Raw genomic sequence first — 17869 nt, 5'->3', positions numbered from 1 at the left:
CGACGGCACAATTGTTAGTTGAGCTGCTCGACGCGAATGCGCACGACCTTGCCGACCACGTCCTGCAGGGCTTCCAGGGCAACGATGGCGTCGTTGATGCGCTGCTCGACCACGCGATGGGTCAGCAGGATCATCGGCACCAGGCCATCCTGTTCCTCGGCTTCCTTCTGCATGATCGACTCGATGTTGATGCCGCGTTCCGAGAGGATGCTGGCCACCTGGGCCAGTACGCCCGGGTGATCCTTGGCCTGGATGCGCAGGTAGTAGGCGCTTTCGCAGGCTTCGATCGGCAGGATCGGGTGGGCCGACAGCGAATCCGGCTGGAAGGCCAGGTGCGGCACGCGGTTTTCCGGGTCGGAGGTCATGGCACGAACCACATCGACCAGATCGCCGATCACCGACGAAGCGGTAGGCTCCATGCCGGCACCCGCGCCGTAGTACAGGGTGGAACCGGCGGCGTCGCCGTTGACCATGACGGCGTTCATCACGCCGTTGACGTTGGCGATCAGGCGGTCGGCCGGGATCAATGTCGGGTGTACACGCAGCTCGATGCCTTCGGCAGTGCGGCGGGCCACGCCCAGGTGCTTGATGCGGTAACCCAGGGCCTCGGCATAATTCACGTCTGCAGTGGTCAGCTGGGTGATACCTTCGGTATAGGCCTTGTCGAATTGCAGCGGGATGCCGAAAGCGATCGAGGCAAGGATGGTCAGCTTGTGCGCGGCATCGATGCCTTCAACGTCGAAGGTCGGGTCGGCTTCGGCGTAACCCAGCGCCTGGGCTTCGGCGAGTACGTCCGGGAAGGCACGGCCCTTCTCACGCATTTCGGTGAGGATGAAGTTGCCGGTGCCGTTGATGATGCCGGCCAGCCAGTTGATGTGGTTGGCCGACAGGCCTTCGCGGATGGCCTTGATCACCGGGATGCCACCGGCAACGGCCGCTTCGAAGGCAACGATCACGCCCTTCTCACGGGCCTTGGCAAAGATTTCATTGCCGTGCACGGCAATCAGCGCCTTGTTGGCGGTGACCACGTGCTTGCCGTTTTCGATGGCCTTGAGCACCAGCTCGCGGGCCACGGTGTAGCCACCGATCAGCTCGATGACAATGTCGATCTCCGGGTTGCTCGCAACTTCGAACACATCAGCGGTAATGGGGGTACCGGTAATCTGGCAGTTCGGGTTCTGCGAGCGCATGGCAATCTGTGCCACTTCAATACCGCGCCCGGCACGGCGGGCGATCTCCTCGGCGTTGCGCTGAAGTACATTGAAGGTTCCGCCACCGACGGTCCCCAACCCACAGATGCCTACTTTGACCGGTTTCACTGTGAACTCCCCATTGAACGGCCGACGCCTATGCCGACCGTGAAACATGCCGTCACCCCATGACGACGGCGTACTGAATTGGATTACTTGGCCAGTGCCAGCTTGGCGACCTGCGGTGCCGGCTGGTAGCCCGGAATGACCTGGCCGCTTTCAAGGACGATCGCCGGCGTGCCGTTGACGCCGATCGACTGGCCCAGCTGGAACTGCTTGCCGACCGGGTTGGCGCACTTGGCGGCCTTGATTTCCTCACCCTCGACCATCTTGTCCATCGCCGCACGGCGGTCGCTGGAACACCAGACGGCCTGCAACTGCTGGTCACCCGGCGAACCGAGCCCCTGGCGCGGGAAGGCGACATAGCGCACTTCGATACCGCGGCGGTTGAGCTCAGGCACCTCGGCGTGCAGCTTGTGGCAGTACGGGCAGGTGGTGTCGGTGAACACGGTGATGTGCGACTTGGTCTCGCCCTTGGCAGGATAAACCACCATTTCGGCGGCTGGAATGCCGTTGATGAGCTTGGCAATGCCCAGGCGCTCGGTCTTCTCGGTGAGGTTGACCGGCTTGCCGTCCTGGATCTGGAACAGGTAACCCTGCATCACGAACTGGCCGTCGCCGCTGGCATACAGCACGCGGCCGCCCTGCAGCTTGACTTCATACAGGCCGCTGACCGGGCTGCTGGCCACGCTTTCGACGGGCACTTCCAACTCGAGGTTCTGCAACGACTTACGGATGGCCTGCTCGGCAGCTGCATTGCTGTCGGTTGCCGCGGCAACGGCAAAGGTACTGGCCAGCGCCAACGCGGCGGCGGCGAAAAACTGGGTCACGCGCATGGGAACTCCTGAAGGCGGACAGGGGCCGGAGGGCGTCACCTGCGGAAAATACGCGGTGACCGTGCGGCCCTTGGTGCAAACCGCCCAAGCCTACCACATCACACCGCCAGTGAAGGGCCTTGCAAGGACCGGTCGGCGGAACATGAAAAACATTCATCCACGCGGGTGGTGCTGGGCATGCAGTTGCTGCAGGCGGGCCTTGGCGACATGGGTGTAGATCTGCGTAGTCGACAGGTCACTGTGGCCCAGCAGCATCTGCACCACACGCAAGTCGGCGCCATGGTTGAGCAGGTGAGTAGCGAAGGCATGACGCAGGGTGTGCGGTGACAGCGGCTTGTCGATACCGGCGACCCGGGCATGGTGCTTGATACGATGCCAGAAGGTCTGACGGGTCATCTGCTCGCCACGCTGGCTGGGGAACAAGACGTCGCTGGGGCGGCCATTGAGCAGTTCGGCGCGGCCATCGCGCAGGTAGCGCTGCAACCACAGCACCGCCTCCTCGCCCATGGGCACCAGGCGCTCCTTGCTGCCCTTGCCCATCACCCGCAGCACGCCTTGGCGCAGGTTGACCTGGTCGAGGGCCAGGCTGACCAGCTCGGTGACACGCAGGCCGCAGGCGTAGAGCACTTCGAGCATGGCGCGGTCACGCTGGCCGATGGCTTCGCCCAGGTCCGGAGCTTGTAGCAAGGCTTCGACGTCTGCTTCGGACAACGACTTGGGCAGCGGCTTGCCCAGTTGCGGCATATCCACTTGCAGGGTGGGGTCGATGGCCACCAGTTTTTCCCGCAACAGGTAGCGGAAGAAGCCGCGCAGGCCGGACAGGAAGCGCGCCGTGGAGCGCGGCTTGTAGCCCTGGTCGAGGCGCCAGGCCAGGTGGTCGAGAATCAGCTCGCGTCCGGCGTCGGGCAAGCTGACGCCATGTTCCTGCAACCAGCCGTTGAACAGGGCCAGGTCACTGCGGTAGGACACGCGGGTGTTGTCGGACAGGCCCTTTTCAAGCCACAGGGCGTCGAGGAACTGGTCGATCAGGGGGTGGTCTAGGGCGGGCATTCGGGGCTGCTGGGTGTTGGTGGTGGGGCTAGTGTTTCACAGCAGCTCGGGGTTGTCTGTACTGGCCTCTTCGCGGGTGACCCCGCTCCCACAAGGGTCACACAGGTCCCGAAGGCGGTGATATCCCTGTGGGAGCGGGTTTACCCGCGAAAGGGCCTAAACAGGAGAACTCAGGCCTGGGGCAGAACGGGCACCGGCCGCTTGTCCTCATCGATGGCAACGAAGCTGAACACCCCGTGGATCGCCCGCTCGCGTCCATCCAGGTACATGTTCTCGACGAACACATCCACCTGCACCTGCAAGCTGGTATTACCTACCTTGATGACCGACCCCACCAACTCGACGATCGAGCCCGCCGGGATCGGATGCTTGAAGTCGATGCGGTCAGTCGACACGGTTACCAGCGGCAGGCGGCAGAAGCGCGTGGCGGCGATGAACGACACTTCGTCCATCCAGGCCAGGGCGGTGCCGCCGAAGAGGGTGTTGTGGTGGTTGGTGGTGTTGGGGAACACCGCCTTGGTCACGCGGGTCACCGACAGTTCGGTGCGGCGCAGGATTTCCTGGTCTCGGGTAGTCATGGCAATCACATCTTCGGGGGTCAAAACGCAAAAAAGCAGCCCGAAGGCTGCTTTTTTCTCGCTAGGCGGCCTCGGCCACCGGGCAAACTGCACTCAGGACAGTTTTTCCTTGATGCGAGCGGCTTTGCCGGACAGGTCGCGCAGGTAGTACAGCTTGGCTTTACGCACGTCACCACGACGTTTCACGGCCAGGCTGTCGATTTGCGGGCTGTAGGTCTGGAAGGTACGCTCTACGCCAACGCCGCTGGAGATCTTGCGCACGGTGAAGGCGCTGTTCAGACCGCGGTTACGCTTGGCGATAACGACGCCTTCGAACGCCTGCAGACGGGAACGCTCACCTTCCTTCACTTTAACCTGAACGACAACGGTGTCGCCTGGTGCGAAGGTCGGGATTTCCTTGCTCATCTGCTCGGCTTCGAGCTGCTGGATGATCTTGTTGGTCATGCTGTGCTCCTAAGATGGATACGTGATCCACCATCGATACGTTTAACTATCGTCCCGCTCGCGGAGATATTCCTCGAGCAGCTTCTTCTCTTCTCCAGAAAGCGAGCGACTTTCCAGAAGATCGGCGCGTCGTTCGAAGGTCCTACCAAGGGACTGCTTCATTCTCCAACGCCGGATGTGTGCATGGTTGCCACTTAGCAACACGTCGGGAACACGCTGATCCGCATACACCTCAGGCCGGGTGTAGTGCGGGCAATCGAGCAGACCGTCGGTGAAGGAATCTTCTTCCGCCGAGTCCACATGCCCTAAAGCTCCGGGCAGCAGCCGTGTAACCGCATCGATCAGTACCATGGCCGGCAGCTCGCCACCGGAAAGCACATAGTCGCCAATCGACCACTCCTCATCGACATGAGCCTCGATAAAGCGCTCGTCGATGCCTTCATAACGACCGGCGATCAGGATCAACGATTCCTGTTCGGCCAGGCCTTTGACCGCCTGCTGAGTCAGCTTGCGGCCTTGTGGCGAAAGGTAGATCACCTTCGCCGCTGCTCCGGTCGCTTGCCTGGCGCTAACCAGGGCGTCTTCCAGAGGCTTGATTTTCATCACCATGCCCGGACCACCGCCAAACGGCCGATCATCCACCGTGTGGTGACGATCTGTGGTGTAGTCCCGCGGGTTCCAGCAAGTCACCTGAAGCAACCCCTGTTTCACCGCGCGGCTGGTAATGCCGTACTCCGTGATGGCCGAGAACATCTCGGGGAACAACGTGATGACGTCTACGCGAAGGTTACCCATCGTTTAGAAGTCCGCGTCCCATTCAACCCGCATCACGCCTGCTTCCAGGTCGATGTCGAGCACGCATTGCGCCGTATAGGGCAACAGACGCTCGCGATCATCCAGGCTGCCTGCGCAGGGCTTGACCACCATGACATCGTTCGCACCGGTCTCCAACAGGTGATCGACCTTGCCGAACAGTTGTTCGTCCTGGTTGATGACCTTCAGGCCCACCAACTGGTACCAGTAGTACTCGTCAGCAGCCAGGTTGGGCAAAAGGCTCCGCGGAATGCAGATTTCGTAACCGCTCAGAAGACGGGCTTCATCGCGATCATCGAGGCCTTTCAGCTTCACGACCAGGCCCTTCTGGGAGCCACGACCGTTGACCAGCTCGACCTGCTTTACCTTGCCTTCGTGCCGAAGCGTCCAGCGCGGATAATCCAACAGGTTTTCAATCGGATCGGTAAAGGAATACACCTTCACCTCGCCGCGAACGCCGTGAACCGAAAAAATCTTGCCAACGACGATGAGGTCGTCAGCCTTTTCTGGCGTCGCGTTCATACTACTCAGGCAGCAGCCTTGGCAGCGTCCTTCAGCAGCTGAGCAACGCGCTCAGACGGCTGTGCACCCTGGCTCAGCCAGTAGTTGACGCGCTCTTGGTTGACCGACAGCTTGACTTCGGCGCCAGCAGCGATCGGGTTGAAGAAACCTACGCGCTCAACGAAACGGCCGTCACGGGCGTTACGCGAGTTGGTCACGGTCAGGTGGTAGAATGGGCGCTTTTTCGAGCCGCCACGGGCCAGACGAATGGTTACCATGTGAACATCGTTCCTATAGTCGGTGCTGCAGTTGATACAGCAGCTGGTACTGCAAATCTGAATGCCAAATAGGCACACGGGTGCCCAAAAGGCCGCATATTCTCGGGGAATACACGGACATTTGCAAATGACTTTTTCGGCAAGGCCCTGCCCTGCCGTCCAGATCCGCCGGTTGAGCCGCGAAATCCGCGGCGATTGCCCCGCCACAGCGGGGGTTCTGGGCGCCTGCCGGACAAACGGCAGGCCCCCGGAATAGGGGTTACAGCTTCGGCATGCCGCCGCCCGGCAGCATCCCGCCAAGGCCGCGCATCATCTTGGCCATGCCGCCCTTGGCGGAGAATTTCTTCATCATCTTCTGCATTTGCTTGTGCTGCTTGATCAGGCGGCCGACGTCCTGCACCTGGGTGCCGGAACCGATGGCGATTCGGCGCTTGCGCGAGCCGCTGATCAACTCCGGATCACGGCGCTCGGCCGGGGTCATGGAGTTGATGATTGCTTCCATCTGCTTGAACTGCTTCTCGGCGGCGCCCTGGGCATTGCCCATCTGCGACAGGTTGACCCCGCCGATGCTCGGCAGCTTGTCCATCAGGCCGCCGAGGCCGCCCATGTTCTTCATCTGCTGCAGCTGGTCGCGGAAGTCTTCGAGATCGAAGCCCTTGCCCTTCTTCAGCTTCTTGGCCAGCTTGTCGGCCTTGGCCTTGTCGATCGTCTGCTCGGCCTGCTCGATCAGGCTGAGCACGTCGCCCATGCCGAGGATTCGCGAGGCGACACGGTCGGGGTGGAACGGCTCGAGGGCTTCGGTCTTCTCGCCCATACCGATGAACTTGATCGGCTTGCCGGTAATGGCACGCACCGACAGCGCGGCACCGCCACGGGCGTCGCCGTCGACCTTGGTCAGCACCACGCCGGTCAGCGGCAGCGCCTCGCCAAAGGCCTTGGCGGTGTTGGCGGCGTCCTGGCCGGTCATGGCGTCGACCACGAACAGGGTCTCGATCGGCTTGACCGCGGCATGCAGCGCCTTGATCTCGTCCATCATGTCGGCGTCGATGTGCAGACGGCCGGCGGTGTCGACGATGACCACGTCGATGAACTTCAGCTTGGCTTCGCGGATGGCCGCTTCGGCGATGGCCACCGGTTTCTGGCTGATGTCGGACGGGAAGAAGGTGACGCCGATGTCGTTGGCCAGGGTTTCCAGCTGCTTGATCGCCGCCGGGCGGTAGACGTCGGCGGACACCACCATCACGCTCTTTTTCTTGCGCTCCTTGAGGAAGCGCGCCAGCTTGCCGGCGGTGGTGGTCTTGCCGGCGCCCTGCAGGCCAGCCATCAGCACCACGGCGGGCGGGGCGGCGTTGAGTGCGAGATCTTCGTTGGCCGCGCCCATCAGGCTTTCCAGCTCGGCCTGGACGATCTTCACGAACGCCTGGCCCGGGGTCAGGCTGCGCGACACTTCAGTGCCGACTGCACGGTCCTTGACGCTGTTGACGAAATCCTTGACCACCGGCAGGGCAACGTCGGCCTCGAGCAGGGCCATGCGCACTTCGCGCAGCGTGTCCTTGATGTTGTCTTCGGTCAGCTTGGCCTTGCCGGTGACATGGCGCAGCGTCTGTGACAGGCGGTCGGTCAGGTTTTCGAACATGGTGATCCTTTCAGGCCCAGTAAAAGCCGAGGTTTGTCAGGCGCCCAGCGGGGAATGCACACCCGCCAGGCACAGCAAGGCGGCGATTATAGCGAAGTGCGGCGACGGCGCACACCTTGCTGGCGGCCTGGTAGATATTCGGTGGCTGTGCCGGCCTCTTCGCGGGCAAGCCCGCTCCCACAAGGTCTTCGCCACACTGGAAACCGGCGCCGTACCTGTGGGAGCGGGTTCACCCGCGAAAGCCGCACCGCGGTCTGTCAGTCTTCCTAGACCAGCGCGATCTATGCCAAACTCCGTCTCTTTAAGGCTCGCCAACCAGGACTTATGTTCTCCTCACCCAGCCTCATCCCCAACCTGATCGCCGCCGGCCTATATATAGCCGCGGCCATCTACCAGGGCTCTTACCTTGCCCAGAACCGCAAGGCCGACAAGCGCCTGCTTGCCCTGCTGGGTGCCTTCGCGGTACTCGCCCAGGCTGGTGCGCTGTTCTTCCAGCTGATCACCCCGCTGGGCCTGAGCCTGGACTTCTTCAGTGCCGCCAGCCTGATCGCCGTGGCGGTCATCGCCCTGACCCTGCTGGCCTGCTTGCGCATACCCGTGGAAAACCTGCTGGTGCTGCTGTTCCCGCTGGGCGCGGTGACCGCGCTGCTGGCCCAGTTCGCGCCCCCCGGCACGGTGCCGCTGGTCAACGAAGAGCCAGGCATCCTCGCGCACATCCTGCTGTCGATCCTGGCCTACGGGCTGTTCACCATCGCGGTGTTCCAGGCACTGCTGTTGCTGCTGCAGGACCGCCAGCTGAAGAACAAGCACCCGTCCGGGCTGATCCGCAACTTCCCGCCACTGCAAACCATGGAAAGCCTGTTGTTCGGCTTCCTCTGGGCCGGCTGGTGCCTGCTGTCGCTGTCGCTGATCTCCGGCTGGCTGTTCCTCGACAACCTGTTCGCCCAGCATCTGGCACACAAGACCCTGCTGGCCTGTGTCGCCTGGGTGGTGTTCAGCGTGCTGCTGTGGGGCCGCACCCGCCTGGGCTGGCGTGGCCACAAGGCCATCCGCTGGACGCTGGCCGGTTTCTGCCTGCTGATGCTGGCCTATTTCGGCAGCAAGCTGGTTCGCGAATTCATCCTGCATATCTGACGGGCGCCCATGGATACCCTGCCGTACGCACCGCTATTCGGCACCCTGGCACTGGCGCTGTTGTGGTCGGCGCTGTTCACCGCAGTGGACGCCGCCCGCCTGCAACTCAATGGCACGCTGCGCGTCGGCGAGGACGGCCAGCCCGCGTTGCCGGCCCAGGCCCTGGTGCTGTGCGCCAGCCTGGGCAAGCTGCTGGTGCTGGGCCTGGCCTGCCTGGTCGGCCAGCGCCATGACGGCGAGCACGGCTTCTGGCTGGCCGGGTTGGCCGCCACCCTCGTCCTGCTGGTATTTGCCGAATACCTGCCACGGCGCCTGGCCCGGCGCAATCCGCAGGCGTTCGCCAGCCTTGGCGCCAGCCTGCTGAAAGTCCCCCTCACCCTGCTGCAACCGCTGGCCTGCCTGCTGGATGGCATTGCCAAGCTGATCCTGCGTCCGTTCCGCGTGCAGCCCACGGCCGTGGCCCTGCACCCGCAGGAAGCCGACGAGTTCGACGAGGACGAGGAACACGAGGCCCCGCGCCACGGCCTGCTGGACGGCCTGCAGTCACTGGACAAGATGACCGTCAACGACATCCTGGTACCGCGCAACGAAGTGGACGGCATCAGCCTCGACGAGCCGATCGAGCGCATCATCGAGCAACTGATCGTCAGCCGCCACACCCGCCTGCCGGTGTACCACAGCGACATCAACCAGGTTGAAGCAATCCTCAATACCAAGCTGATCAGCCACCTGCTGCCGAAGGCCGAACTGACCCTGGAAACGCTGCTCGGGGCCTGCTACGAGCCTTATTTCGTCCCCGAAAGCACACCCCTGCAAATGCAGCTGCTGAACTTCCACAAGCAGCAGCGCCGCTTGGGCGTGGTGGTGGACGAGTACGGCGAAGTGCTGGGCATCGTCACCCTGGAAGACATCCTCGAAGAGATCGTTGGCGAGTTCGAGGATGAACAGAGCCTGGACAACCCCCACGTGCACCCGCAGCCCGATGGCACGTTCGTCATCGACGGCACCGCTTCGCTGCGCGAGATCAACCGCAGCCTGGGCTGGCACCTGCCCTGCGACGGCGGGCCGAAAACCCTCAACGGGCTGGTCACCGAAGCACTGGAAAGCATCCCTGAAAGCGCCGTTTGCCTGAAGATCGGCCGCTATCGCCTGGAAATCCTCGAAACAGAGGACAATTGTGCCAGCAAGGTACTGGTGTGGGCCGTGACCCGATAGCTATACTCGGGTCACGCTTACCCAGCCCCGCCGTCCCGCCTGCTACCCGCACCCGGCGCTCGACGGCCAGTCCGCTCCACTGACACGCCCTGCGGTCCTGCTTCAACACCCCGAACAGTGCCCGCCCCGCCCCTACCCCCCTTGGGCTATCGTCAGTCGGGCGCACACAACAACAAAACGCTCCGGCGCCCGCGCCACCGTGCCAGCCCTTTGGCATTGCACAACGCGTGGCTTATCCCAATGGAGCCGGACCAGACTGTCAGGGACCTATTCAATGACAACCAGCAGCACCTATGCCGAAGCGCCTGCCGCACCGGTCAACTCGCCCGCGCGGGTAGCCACTGCCAGCTTCATCGGCACCGCCATCGAGTTCTACGATTTCTACGTCTACGCCACTGCCGCCGCCCTGGTGATCGGCCCGGTGTTCTTCCCGTCCGGGTCGGGCACCGCGCAGATGCTGGCGGCCTTCCTTACCTTCGGTATCGCCTTCCTCGCCCGCCCACTGGGCTCGGCACTGTTCGGCCACTTTGGCGACCGCATCGGCCGCAAGTCGACCCTGGTAGCCTCGCTTCTGCTGATGGGCGTGTCCACCACAGCCATCGGCGTGCTGCCGGGCTATGACAGCATTGGCGTATGGGCGCCGATCATCCTCTGCCTGCTGCGTTTTGGCCAAGGCCTGGGGCTGGGCGGCGAATGGGGTGGCGCGGCTTTGCTGGCTACGGAGAACGCGCCGGAAGGCAAACGCGCCTGGTTCGGCATGTTCCCGCAGCTGGGCCCATCGATCGGCTTCCTGGCTGCCAACGGCCTGTTCCTGACCCTTGCCCTGGTGCTCAGCGACGAGCAGTTCCGCGAGTGGGGCTGGCGCATTCCGTTCCTGCTCAGCGCCGCGCTGGTACTGGTGGGGCTGTATGTACGCCTGAAGCTTGAAGAAAGCCCGGTATTCGCCAAGGCCGTCGCCCGCCACGAGCGGGTGAAAATGCCGGTGGTCGACCTGTTTTCCAGATACTGGCTGCCGACCCTGCTGGGCGCAGCGGCGATGGTGGTGTGCTACGCGCTGTTCTACATCTCGACGGTGTTCTCGCTGAGCTACGGCGTGACCACGCTGGGCTACAGCCGCGAGACATTCCTTGGCCTGCTGTGCTTCGCGGTAGTGTTCATGGCCCTGGCCACACCGCTGTCGGCCTGGCTCAGCGACCGCTACGGGCGCAAACCGGTGCTGATCGTCGGCGGCCTGCTGGCGGTAGCCTCGGGCTTTACCATGGAGCCGCTGCTGACTTCGGGATCGACCGCAGGGGTGGCGCTGTTCCTGGCCATCGAACTGTTCCTGATGGGCGTGACATTTGCGCCGATGGGGGCGCTGCTGCCTGAACTGTTCCCGACCCACGTGCGTTATACCGGCGCTTCGGCGGCGTATAACCTGGGCGGTATCGTCGGCGCCTCGGCTGCTCCGTTCTTTGCCCAGAAGCTGGTGAGCATGGGTGGGTTGAGCTGGGTGGGGGGATATGTATCGGTGGCGGCGGTGATCAGCTTGATTGCCGTGCTGTGCCTGAAAGAGACCCGCAATACACAGCTGTAAGTAAATGGGGCCGCGTTGCGGCCCTTCGCGGGCAAGCCCGCTCCCACAGGGGTAGCGCCGAAACCTGTGGGAGCGGGCTTGCCCGCGAAGGGCTGCAACGCAGCCCCAATCGGATCAGAACTCGACCTTGACCGCCTGCGAAGCACGGGTCGCCTTGGCACGCGCCGCTTCGACCGACTCGTCACGCGCCAGGCACACGCCCATGCGGCGGGTACCGTTGATTTCCGGCTTGCCGAACAGGCGAATGGCGGTATCCGGCTCGCTCAGCGCCGCACCCAGATTGGCAAAGCTGGTCTGCTGCGACTGCCCCTCGGGCAAGATCACCGCAGAAGCCGAAGGGCCGAACTGGCGCACTACCGGAATCGGCAGGCCAAGAATGGCGCGGGCATGCAGGGCAAACTGCGACAGGTCCTGGGAAATCAGGGTCACCAGACCGGTGTCATGCGGGCGTGGCGAGACTTCGCTGAACCACACCTGGTCGCCCTTCACGAACAGCTCCACGCCAAACAGGCCACGACCGCCCAGGGCATCGGTGACCGCCTTGGCCACCCGCTGCGACTCGGCCAGCGCCTTCGGGCTCATGGCCTGCGGCTGCCACGATTCCTGGTAGTCGCCCTTCTCCTGGCGATGGCCGACTGGCTCGAGGAAGGTGGTGCCGCCGACATGGCGCACGGTCAACAGGGTGATTTCGTACTCGAAGTCGATGAAGCCCTCGATAATCACCCGCCCTTTGCCGGCGCGACCGCCTTCCTGGGCGTAGTCCCACGACTTCTGCAGGTCGGCATCGCTGCGCAACAGGCTCTGGCCCTTGCCAGACGAACTCATCACCGGCTTGACCACGCACGGGTAGCCGACATCGGCAACGGCCTTGGCGTAGTCTTCGTAGGTGTCGGCGAAGTGGTACGGCGAGGTTGGCAGGTCCAGCTCTTCGGCGGCCAGGCGGCGGATGCCTTCGCGGTTCATGGTCAGCTGGGTGGCGCGGGCGGTCGGCACCACGGTGAAGCCTTCGTTTTCCAGCTCGACCAGGGTGGCGGTGGCGATGGCTTCGATTTCAGGGACGATGTAGTGCGGTTTCTCGGCCTCGATCACGGCACGCAGGGCCACGCCATCGAGCATGTTGACCACGTGGCTGCGGTGCGCCACCTGCATTGCCGGGGCATTGGCGTAGCGGTCGACGGCGATCACTTCGACGCCCAGGCGCTGCAGCTCGATCACCACTTCCTTGCCCAGCTCGCCACAGCCGCAGAGCAGTACACGGGTCGCGGTAGGCGACAAGGGGGTTCCGATACGGGTCATTTCAGGTCCTCGAAGGCGTCCGGGGCCGCACCAGGCTTGGCGCCACCCGCTGAAAAAGGACCGCTATTCTACACCATCAACCCGCCACGGCGGCCCGCCGGGCGCGAAATGCCATGGCCAGCCACACGGCGGTGACACCGGCAAATTTCGAGGCCATGGCGGTGCCGATCACGGCTGGGGTCAGGGCACCGATCATGCCGAAGAAGATGAAGGTGTCCACCGGGATGCTCAGCGCCGAACTCAGCCACAGGCGGTCGCGCAGCGGCCGGCGGGTGATGCTGAATACCAGCCAGTCGATCAGTTCGGAAATGAAGAACGCAGTGGCGCTGGCCAGGGCGATGGCCGGTTCCGAAGTGACATAGGACAGCACCAGCGCCGCCAGCATGGCGACCAGGGCCCCATGGCCGAAGCGGGTCTGCACCATGTCGCGCAGGATGAACACCAGGCCGCCCCAGGCGGACCAGATGATGTCCAGGTGTGGCGCGCTGGAGAAGGCGTAGTTGATCAGCACTACGCTGCTGATGTAGGCAATCAGATAGAACATGGCGGGTAGTCTGTGGGCAAGCCGCACAGATTACCGCTGGCTGGTTCGCGGGTAAACCCGCTCCCACAGGTACAACATCAGGTTCGAGGGCTACGCGATGCCTGTGGGAGCGGGTTCACCCGCGAAGAATCCAACACGGTGGATGGCACCGGCTGCGCCGGTGTTCGCGGGTGAACCCGCTCCCACAGGGGGGGCGAGTCAGCCCTAGAGGATGAGGCCAGCCTCTACTGCCCTTTCATGGCAAAGCTTGAGCACCGCCCGGCGCTCGTCGTTGTCCATCCGCCCCCAGCGGCCGATCTCGGCCACCGTTCGCTGGCAACCGGTGCAGATATCCTGCTCGTCCAACGCACAGATACTCACGCACGGCGAGGCCACCGGCCGCTCCACGACATCACTCATCGTCAACCACCAACTCCCGTGCATAACGCTGGGCATTGTGCACGTAATGCGCGGCACTGGCTTCGAGCATGCGCTTCTGCTGTTCGGTCAGCTCGCGCACCACCTTGCCCGGCGAACCCATCACCAGCGAACCGTCGGGGATCTCCTTGCCTTCCGCAATCAGCGCATTGGCGCCGATGATGCAATGCTTGCCGATACGCGCGCCATTGAGGATGACCGCATTGATACCGACCAGGCTGTAGTCGCCCACCGTGCAGCCATGCAGCATGGCGTTGTGGCCAACGGTCACGCCCTTGCCAAGGGTCAGCGGAGAGCCCATGTCGGTGTGCATCACCGTGCCATCCTGCACGTTGCTGCCTTCGCCAATGTCGATCAGCTCGTTGTCCCCGCGCAGCACCGCGCCAAACCAAACGCTGGCATTGGCCTGCAGGCGCACCTTGCCGATCAGCGTGGCGTTGGGTGCGGCCCAACTGGTGGGGTGGCTCTCGACCCGCAGGTCGCCCAGGCGGTATTTCATGCTTGCTCCTCAGGCTGCAACGCAGACGACGGGGTTGGCCCCGCTCAGTTTTCGATGTAACGCTCAGGGGGCTGGTGCAGGCTGATGCCGGCATCGAACAGCAGGTTGACCAGTTCGACGATCATGATCGCCGACAACCCCCAGATCTTGTATTCGCCATAGCGATAGCTGGGCACATACCAGCTGCGCCCCTGGTAATCGATACGGTGGGTATGATCGCGCGGGTCCTGGCGGAAGAATTCCAGCGGCACGGTGAATACTGCCGCGATCTCGGCATCATTGGCACGGTATTCGACAAAATCGGGGATGAGCCCGACGAATGGCGTCACTTTCAGGCCGTGCAGCGAAATCAGCGGGCTGAGCGGGCCGATCACTTCAACCAGGCCTGGTGGCAGGCCGATTTCTTCTTCCGCTTCACGTAGCGCGGTGAACACCAGGTCCGGGTCTTCCGGGTCGCGGCGGCCACCGGGAAAAGCCACTTCACCGCCGTGAGTGGACAGGCCCTTGGCACGCAGGGTCAGGACCAGTTCGGGCGCTTCGCTGCGGGTGATGGGCAAAAGAACCGCCGCTTCAGGGAACCGCCGGTCGGTTTCCAGTGATGCGGGTTGGTGGTTGCTCATTCGGCGAAGTAGCTCGTCCAGCATTGCGCACACTCGTATTCAAGGCCTGCCTTGCATGATGCACCAAAGGCGCGAAGCACCCAAGCCCTGTGCGCTTGCGGCAAACCGGCCGTCGCGCCAAGATAAACCTGAGCAAAGGGAACCCCGAATGAAATACTGCAGCGCCTGCGGCCAGCCGGTCACTCAGCAGATTCCCGAGGGCGACAGCCGCCTGCGGTATGTCTGCGGGTCTTGCCGGATCGTCCATTATCAGAACCCCAACATCGTTGCCGGCGTGTTGCCGACCTGGGGCAGCCAGGTGCTGCTGTGCCGGCGCGCCATCGAGCCACGCCGAGGCTTCTGGACCTTGCCTGCCGGTTTCATGGAAAACGGCGAAACCCTGGACGAGGCCGCCCGTCGCGAAACCGTCGAGGAAGCCTGCGCCCGGGTCGCCAGCATGAGCCTGTACCAGCTGTTCGACCTGCCACACATCAACCAGGTGCACGTTTTCTTTCGCGCCGAGCTGGCAGACCTTGATTTCGCGATCGGCGTCGAAAGCCTGGAGGTGCGGCTGTTTGAAGAACATGAGATACCGTGGGGCGAGCTGGCTTTCCGCACCGTCACTCGCACACTAGAATGCTACTATCGCGATCGCATCGGGCAGCACTACCCAATAGGCCATGAATACCTGCCGCCGATGAACGTCTCGCCCACCACCTAGAAACCTTCGGGGATACCGTTACATGCGTTGGTTGCTTGCCCTTTTCTGCCTTTGCGTTACCTCGGTGTCCCAGGCGGCCTTCACCGAGACCATCATCCGCAAGCCGCAGCCGGCAGCGCAGAACCTGTCGCCTTCGCAGCAGGCCATGCAACCGCTGATCGACAAGGTGCTGGTGATCAAGTCCGAACGCCGACTGCAGCTGATCAGCCGTGGCGAACCGCTGAAGACCTACCGCATCTCGCTGGGCAAGCAGCCAAAAGGCGCCAAGGAGCGCGAAGGCGACAAGAAAACCCCCGAGGGCCTGTACTGGCTGGACTGGCGCAAGCAGAGCGACCGCTTCAACCTGGCCATGCACATCAATTACCCGAACATCACCGATGCCGCCCGTGCCACCCGCGAAGGGGTGAGCGCCGGCAGCATGATCATGATCCATGGCACGCCGATCGACGACGAGTATCCGGAGTGGTACTTCCACACCCTGGACTGGACGGACGGCTGTATTGCCATGCGTAACCGCGACATGCAGGAAGTGTGGGACCTGGTGCGGGATGGCACGTTGATCGAAATTCGGCCCTGATAGCGGGCCTTTCAACTGACGCTGTAGGAAGCTTCCCACCTCCAGGCAAGAACGCGCCTTACAAGCGCTTAGGCCGGGTACTGCATCCAGGCGCCCCCCCTAGTTTTTAGCATCCACGCAGACGAGTACGAAATCCGTACATCATTTGCGGGGTGCTTCAATGCCGTTCCACATTCACCGCGCCACCTGCTGGGCGCTCACCTGCTGCCTGTCCGGTTTGCTGACCGCGCCTCAGGCGCTGGCCGACGACCCCGCCAGCCAGCAACTGCGCGATCAGCAGCGCGGGCTGCGACAGCTGGAACAGCAACAGCGGCTGGAACGCTGGCAGCGCCAGCCCGCCCCGGCTGAAAGCCACGACACCACCGCCCCCCTCCCGCACGACCAGCGTTGCTGGGCCATAACCGGCGTACGCGTGGCCGGCAACCGCAAGCTTTCCGACTCGGCGTTAACGCCAACCCTTCGCAGGTTCATTACCCCATGCATGGGCATCGCGGAAATCAACGGGCTGCTGAAAGCCATCACCCAGCGCTATGTGCAAGCCGGATACCCGACCAGCCGGCCTTACCTGCAGCAACCGCCACAAAACGGCGCACCGCTGAACCTGGTCATCGTCGAAGGGTTCGTCGAGTCCATCGAAATGGCCGGCCCCGAATTGCCCCTGTCCCTCCCCGGCGCCTTTCCCGGCCTGCTCGGGCAGCCACTGTACCTGCCAGCCCTGGAGCAAGGCCTCGACCAGCTCAACCGCCTGCGCGCTTATGACCTGTCCGCAGAATTGCTGCCCGGCGAACTGCAGGGCGGCACCCGGGTTGTCGTGCAGCCGCGCAAGGTGGCCTCGCGCGGGCACCTGGACAGCCGCTTCGACAACCGCGGCAGCGACCTGACCGGGCGTCATCGCCTTAACCTCGGCTTCGGCCTGGACAGCCCGCTGGGCCTCAATGATGACCTGCGCCTGTCGCTGAACGGCACGGTGCTCGATGCGCCGGGGCAAAGCCAAGGCATCTCGCTGTACTACAGCATCCCCTACGGCGCCTGGACCTTCGCGCTCAGCGCCAGCGAGCTGCGCTACGAGGCGCCGCTCCCACACAGCCGCCAGGTAGCCGACGGCAGCAGCAGCTACCAGGGCCTGAGCGTCGAGCGGGTGCTGTGGCGCAACCAGCAAGGCATGCTCAGCGCCAGCGCCCGGCTGGACCGCAAGCAAATGGTCAACCGCAGCGCCGGCGCGGTGATCGTCCAGCAGAGCCCTACCCTGGTCTCCGTGGAGGCGGGCATCAACCTGCTGTGGCTCGAGGGAGGGCTGTGGAATGGCTACCTCGGTGTCGCCCAGGGTGTCGACGCCTTCGGTGCCGACCGCTCAGCGCTGGGCGCAGAGCGCCTGCGCCCGGATTTTCGCAAGTACCGCGCCAACCTGCTGCACCTGCGCCAGGGCCCGGCCAACCACCCATGGCGCTGGCAGAGCGAGCTGGGCCTGCAATACAGCAGTGACCCGCTACCCGCCGTCGAGCAGTTGCTGGTCAGCGACGATTCGGCCGTGCGCGGGTTTCGCCTGCGAACCTACTCCGGTGCCAGCAGCGCCGTCTGGCGCAACACCGTCAGCCAGCCGCTGCCGGAGGGCTGGGCCGCGCCTCTGCAAGTACGCCCCTACATCGGCCTGGACCTGGGCTGGACCCGCACTGCCGAAGGCAAGCCTTCCCAACGCCTCGCCGGGGCCACCGTCGGTGCCGAACTGAGCCTGCCCGGCAGCCACCTGCGCCTGGGCTACCAACGCGCGCTGTATGCCAGCGACCTGCCCCGCCCGCTGCTGGAACCCGGCTTCTGGGTGGTGGAACTGGCCCTGAACATCTGAAT

At 63.6% G+C, this 17869-nt stretch carries 20 protein-coding genes; 6 read left to right on the top strand and 14 right to left on the bottom strand.

The features are described from left to right. Positions 1–14: 14 nt before the first annotated feature. The 9 genes from R9B85_RS17980 to ffh all read right to left on the bottom strand — a co-directional run bounded on the left by R9B85_RS17980 (position 15) and on the right by ffh (position 7446). Positions 15–1319, bottom strand: coding sequence for a homoserine dehydrogenase (locus R9B85_RS17980; protein ID WP_112250938.1), 1305 nt, complete (start codon positions 1317–1319; stop codon positions 15–17). An 83-nt stretch (positions 1320–1402) separates the two neighbouring features. Further along, positions 1403–2146: a DsbC family protein gene (locus tag R9B85_RS17975; protein ID WP_112250936.1), complete on the bottom strand. Its 744-nt coding sequence runs from the start codon at positions 2144–2146 to the stop codon at positions 1403–1405. A gap of 153 nt (positions 2147–2299) precedes the next feature. Beyond that, entirely contained in the window at positions 2300–3196 is an 897-nt protein-coding gene (xerD, locus tag R9B85_RS17970) for a site-specific tyrosine recombinase XerD (protein ID WP_112250934.1), read from the bottom strand. A 170-nt stretch (positions 3197–3366) separates the two neighbouring features. Further along, a complete protein-coding gene (locus R9B85_RS17965; RefSeq protein ID WP_025337914.1) occupies positions 3367–3774 on the bottom strand; it encodes an acyl-CoA thioesterase in 408 nt (135 codons plus the stop codon). A 93-nt stretch (positions 3775–3867) separates the two neighbouring features. After that, entirely contained in the window at positions 3868–4218 is a 351-nt protein-coding gene (rplS, locus tag R9B85_RS17960) for a 50S ribosomal protein L19 (protein ID WP_003252148.1), read from the bottom strand. A gap of 42 nt (positions 4219–4260) precedes the next feature. After that, a complete protein-coding gene (gene trmD / locus R9B85_RS17955) occupies positions 4261–5013 on the bottom strand; it encodes a tRNA (guanosine(37)-N1)-methyltransferase TrmD (protein WP_003252146.1) in 753 nt (250 codons plus the stop codon). Between the two features lie 3 nt (positions 5014–5016). Further along, positions 5017–5553: a ribosome maturation factor RimM gene (gene rimM, locus R9B85_RS17950; RefSeq protein ID WP_025337913.1), complete on the bottom strand. Its 537-nt coding sequence runs from the start codon at positions 5551–5553 to the stop codon at positions 5017–5019. A 5-nt stretch (positions 5554–5558) separates the two neighbouring features. Beyond that, positions 5559–5810: a 30S ribosomal protein S16 gene (gene rpsP / locus R9B85_RS17945; RefSeq protein ID WP_003259424.1), complete on the bottom strand. Its 252-nt coding sequence runs from the start codon at positions 5808–5810 to the stop codon at positions 5559–5561. Between the two features lie 259 nt (positions 5811–6069). Then, the gene (gene ffh / locus R9B85_RS17940; RefSeq protein ID WP_112250932.1) at positions 6070–7446 is read right to left on the bottom strand and encodes a signal recognition particle protein; all 1377 of its coding nucleotides are present in this window, start codon (positions 7444–7446) and stop codon (positions 6070–6072) included. A gap of 324 nt (positions 7447–7770) precedes the next feature. Here ffh and R9B85_RS17935 point away from each other — a divergent pair, with 324 nt between their 5' ends. The 3 genes from R9B85_RS17935 to R9B85_RS17925 all read left to right on the top strand — a co-directional run bounded on the left by R9B85_RS17935 (position 7771) and on the right by R9B85_RS17925 (position 11371). Further along, a complete protein-coding gene (locus tag R9B85_RS17935) occupies positions 7771–8580 on the top strand; it encodes a cytochrome C assembly family protein (protein ID WP_025337912.1) in 810 nt (269 codons plus the stop codon). A gap of 9 nt (positions 8581–8589) precedes the next feature. After that, on the top strand, positions 8590–9795 hold the full coding sequence (locus tag R9B85_RS17930; protein WP_207879875.1) for a transporter associated domain-containing protein: 1206 nt from the start codon (positions 8590–8592) through the stop codon (positions 9793–9795). A 274-nt stretch (positions 9796–10069) separates the two neighbouring features. Further along, on the top strand, positions 10070–11371 hold the full coding sequence (locus R9B85_RS17925; protein WP_054573205.1) for an MFS transporter: 1302 nt from the start codon (positions 10070–10072) through the stop codon (positions 11369–11371). 114 nt (positions 11372–11485) lie between these two features. Here the strand turns inward: R9B85_RS17925 and purT are convergent, their stop codons facing one another. The 5 genes from purT to R9B85_RS17900 all read right to left on the bottom strand — a co-directional run bounded on the left by purT (position 11486) and on the right by R9B85_RS17900 (position 14771). Then, positions 11486–12667, bottom strand: coding sequence for a formate-dependent phosphoribosylglycinamide formyltransferase (purT, locus tag R9B85_RS17920; protein WP_112250928.1), 1182 nt, complete (start codon positions 12665–12667; stop codon positions 11486–11488). Positions 12668–12743: 76 nt separating this feature from the next. After that, positions 12744–13211 carry a VUT family protein gene (locus tag R9B85_RS17915; protein WP_003252131.1) on the bottom strand — a complete coding sequence of 156 codons (468 nt, stop codon included), beginning with the start codon at positions 13209–13211 and terminating at the stop codon, positions 12744–12746. Positions 13212–13415: 204 nt separating this feature from the next. Beyond that, positions 13416–13610, bottom strand: a complete 195-nt coding sequence (locus tag R9B85_RS17910; RefSeq protein ID WP_024086383.1) for a DUF1289 domain-containing protein — start codon at positions 13608–13610, stop codon at positions 13416–13418. After that, positions 13603–14127, bottom strand: coding sequence for a gamma carbonic anhydrase family protein (locus tag R9B85_RS17905; protein WP_112250926.1), 525 nt, complete (start codon positions 14125–14127; stop codon positions 13603–13605). The genes R9B85_RS17910 and R9B85_RS17905 overlap by 8 nt, the downstream gene beginning before the upstream one ends. Positions 14128–14171: 44 nt before the next feature. Further along, positions 14172–14771, bottom strand: coding sequence for a CoA pyrophosphatase (locus R9B85_RS17900; protein ID WP_003252125.1), 600 nt, complete (start codon positions 14769–14771; stop codon positions 14172–14174). A 124-nt stretch (positions 14772–14895) separates the two neighbouring features. On the opposite strand from R9B85_RS17900, the gene R9B85_RS17895 reads away from it, so the two are divergent. From R9B85_RS17895 to R9B85_RS17885, 3 genes are all read left to right on the top strand, one after another. Further along, positions 14896–15447, top strand: coding sequence for an NUDIX hydrolase (locus R9B85_RS17895; RefSeq protein WP_112250924.1), 552 nt, complete (start codon positions 14896–14898; stop codon positions 15445–15447). 22 nt (positions 15448–15469) lie between these two features. Continuing rightward, positions 15470–16024, top strand: coding sequence for a L,D-transpeptidase family protein (locus R9B85_RS17890; protein ID WP_112250922.1), 555 nt, complete (start codon positions 15470–15472; stop codon positions 16022–16024). Between the two features lie 160 nt (positions 16025–16184). Continuing rightward, positions 16185–17867, top strand: coding sequence for a ShlB/FhaC/HecB family hemolysin secretion/activation protein (locus R9B85_RS17885; RefSeq protein WP_207878951.1), 1683 nt, complete (start codon positions 16185–16187; stop codon positions 17865–17867). The last annotated feature ends 2 nt before the right edge of the window (positions 17868–17869 follow it).

Origin of the sequence: Pseudomonas sp. NLJ1, assembly GCF_049486705.1 — a bacterium.
Classification (GTDB): domain Bacteria; phylum Pseudomonadota; class Gammaproteobacteria; order Pseudomonadales; family Pseudomonadaceae; genus Aquipseudomonas; species Aquipseudomonas inefficax.
This window is presented reverse-complemented; position numbering and strand designations above follow the sequence as displayed.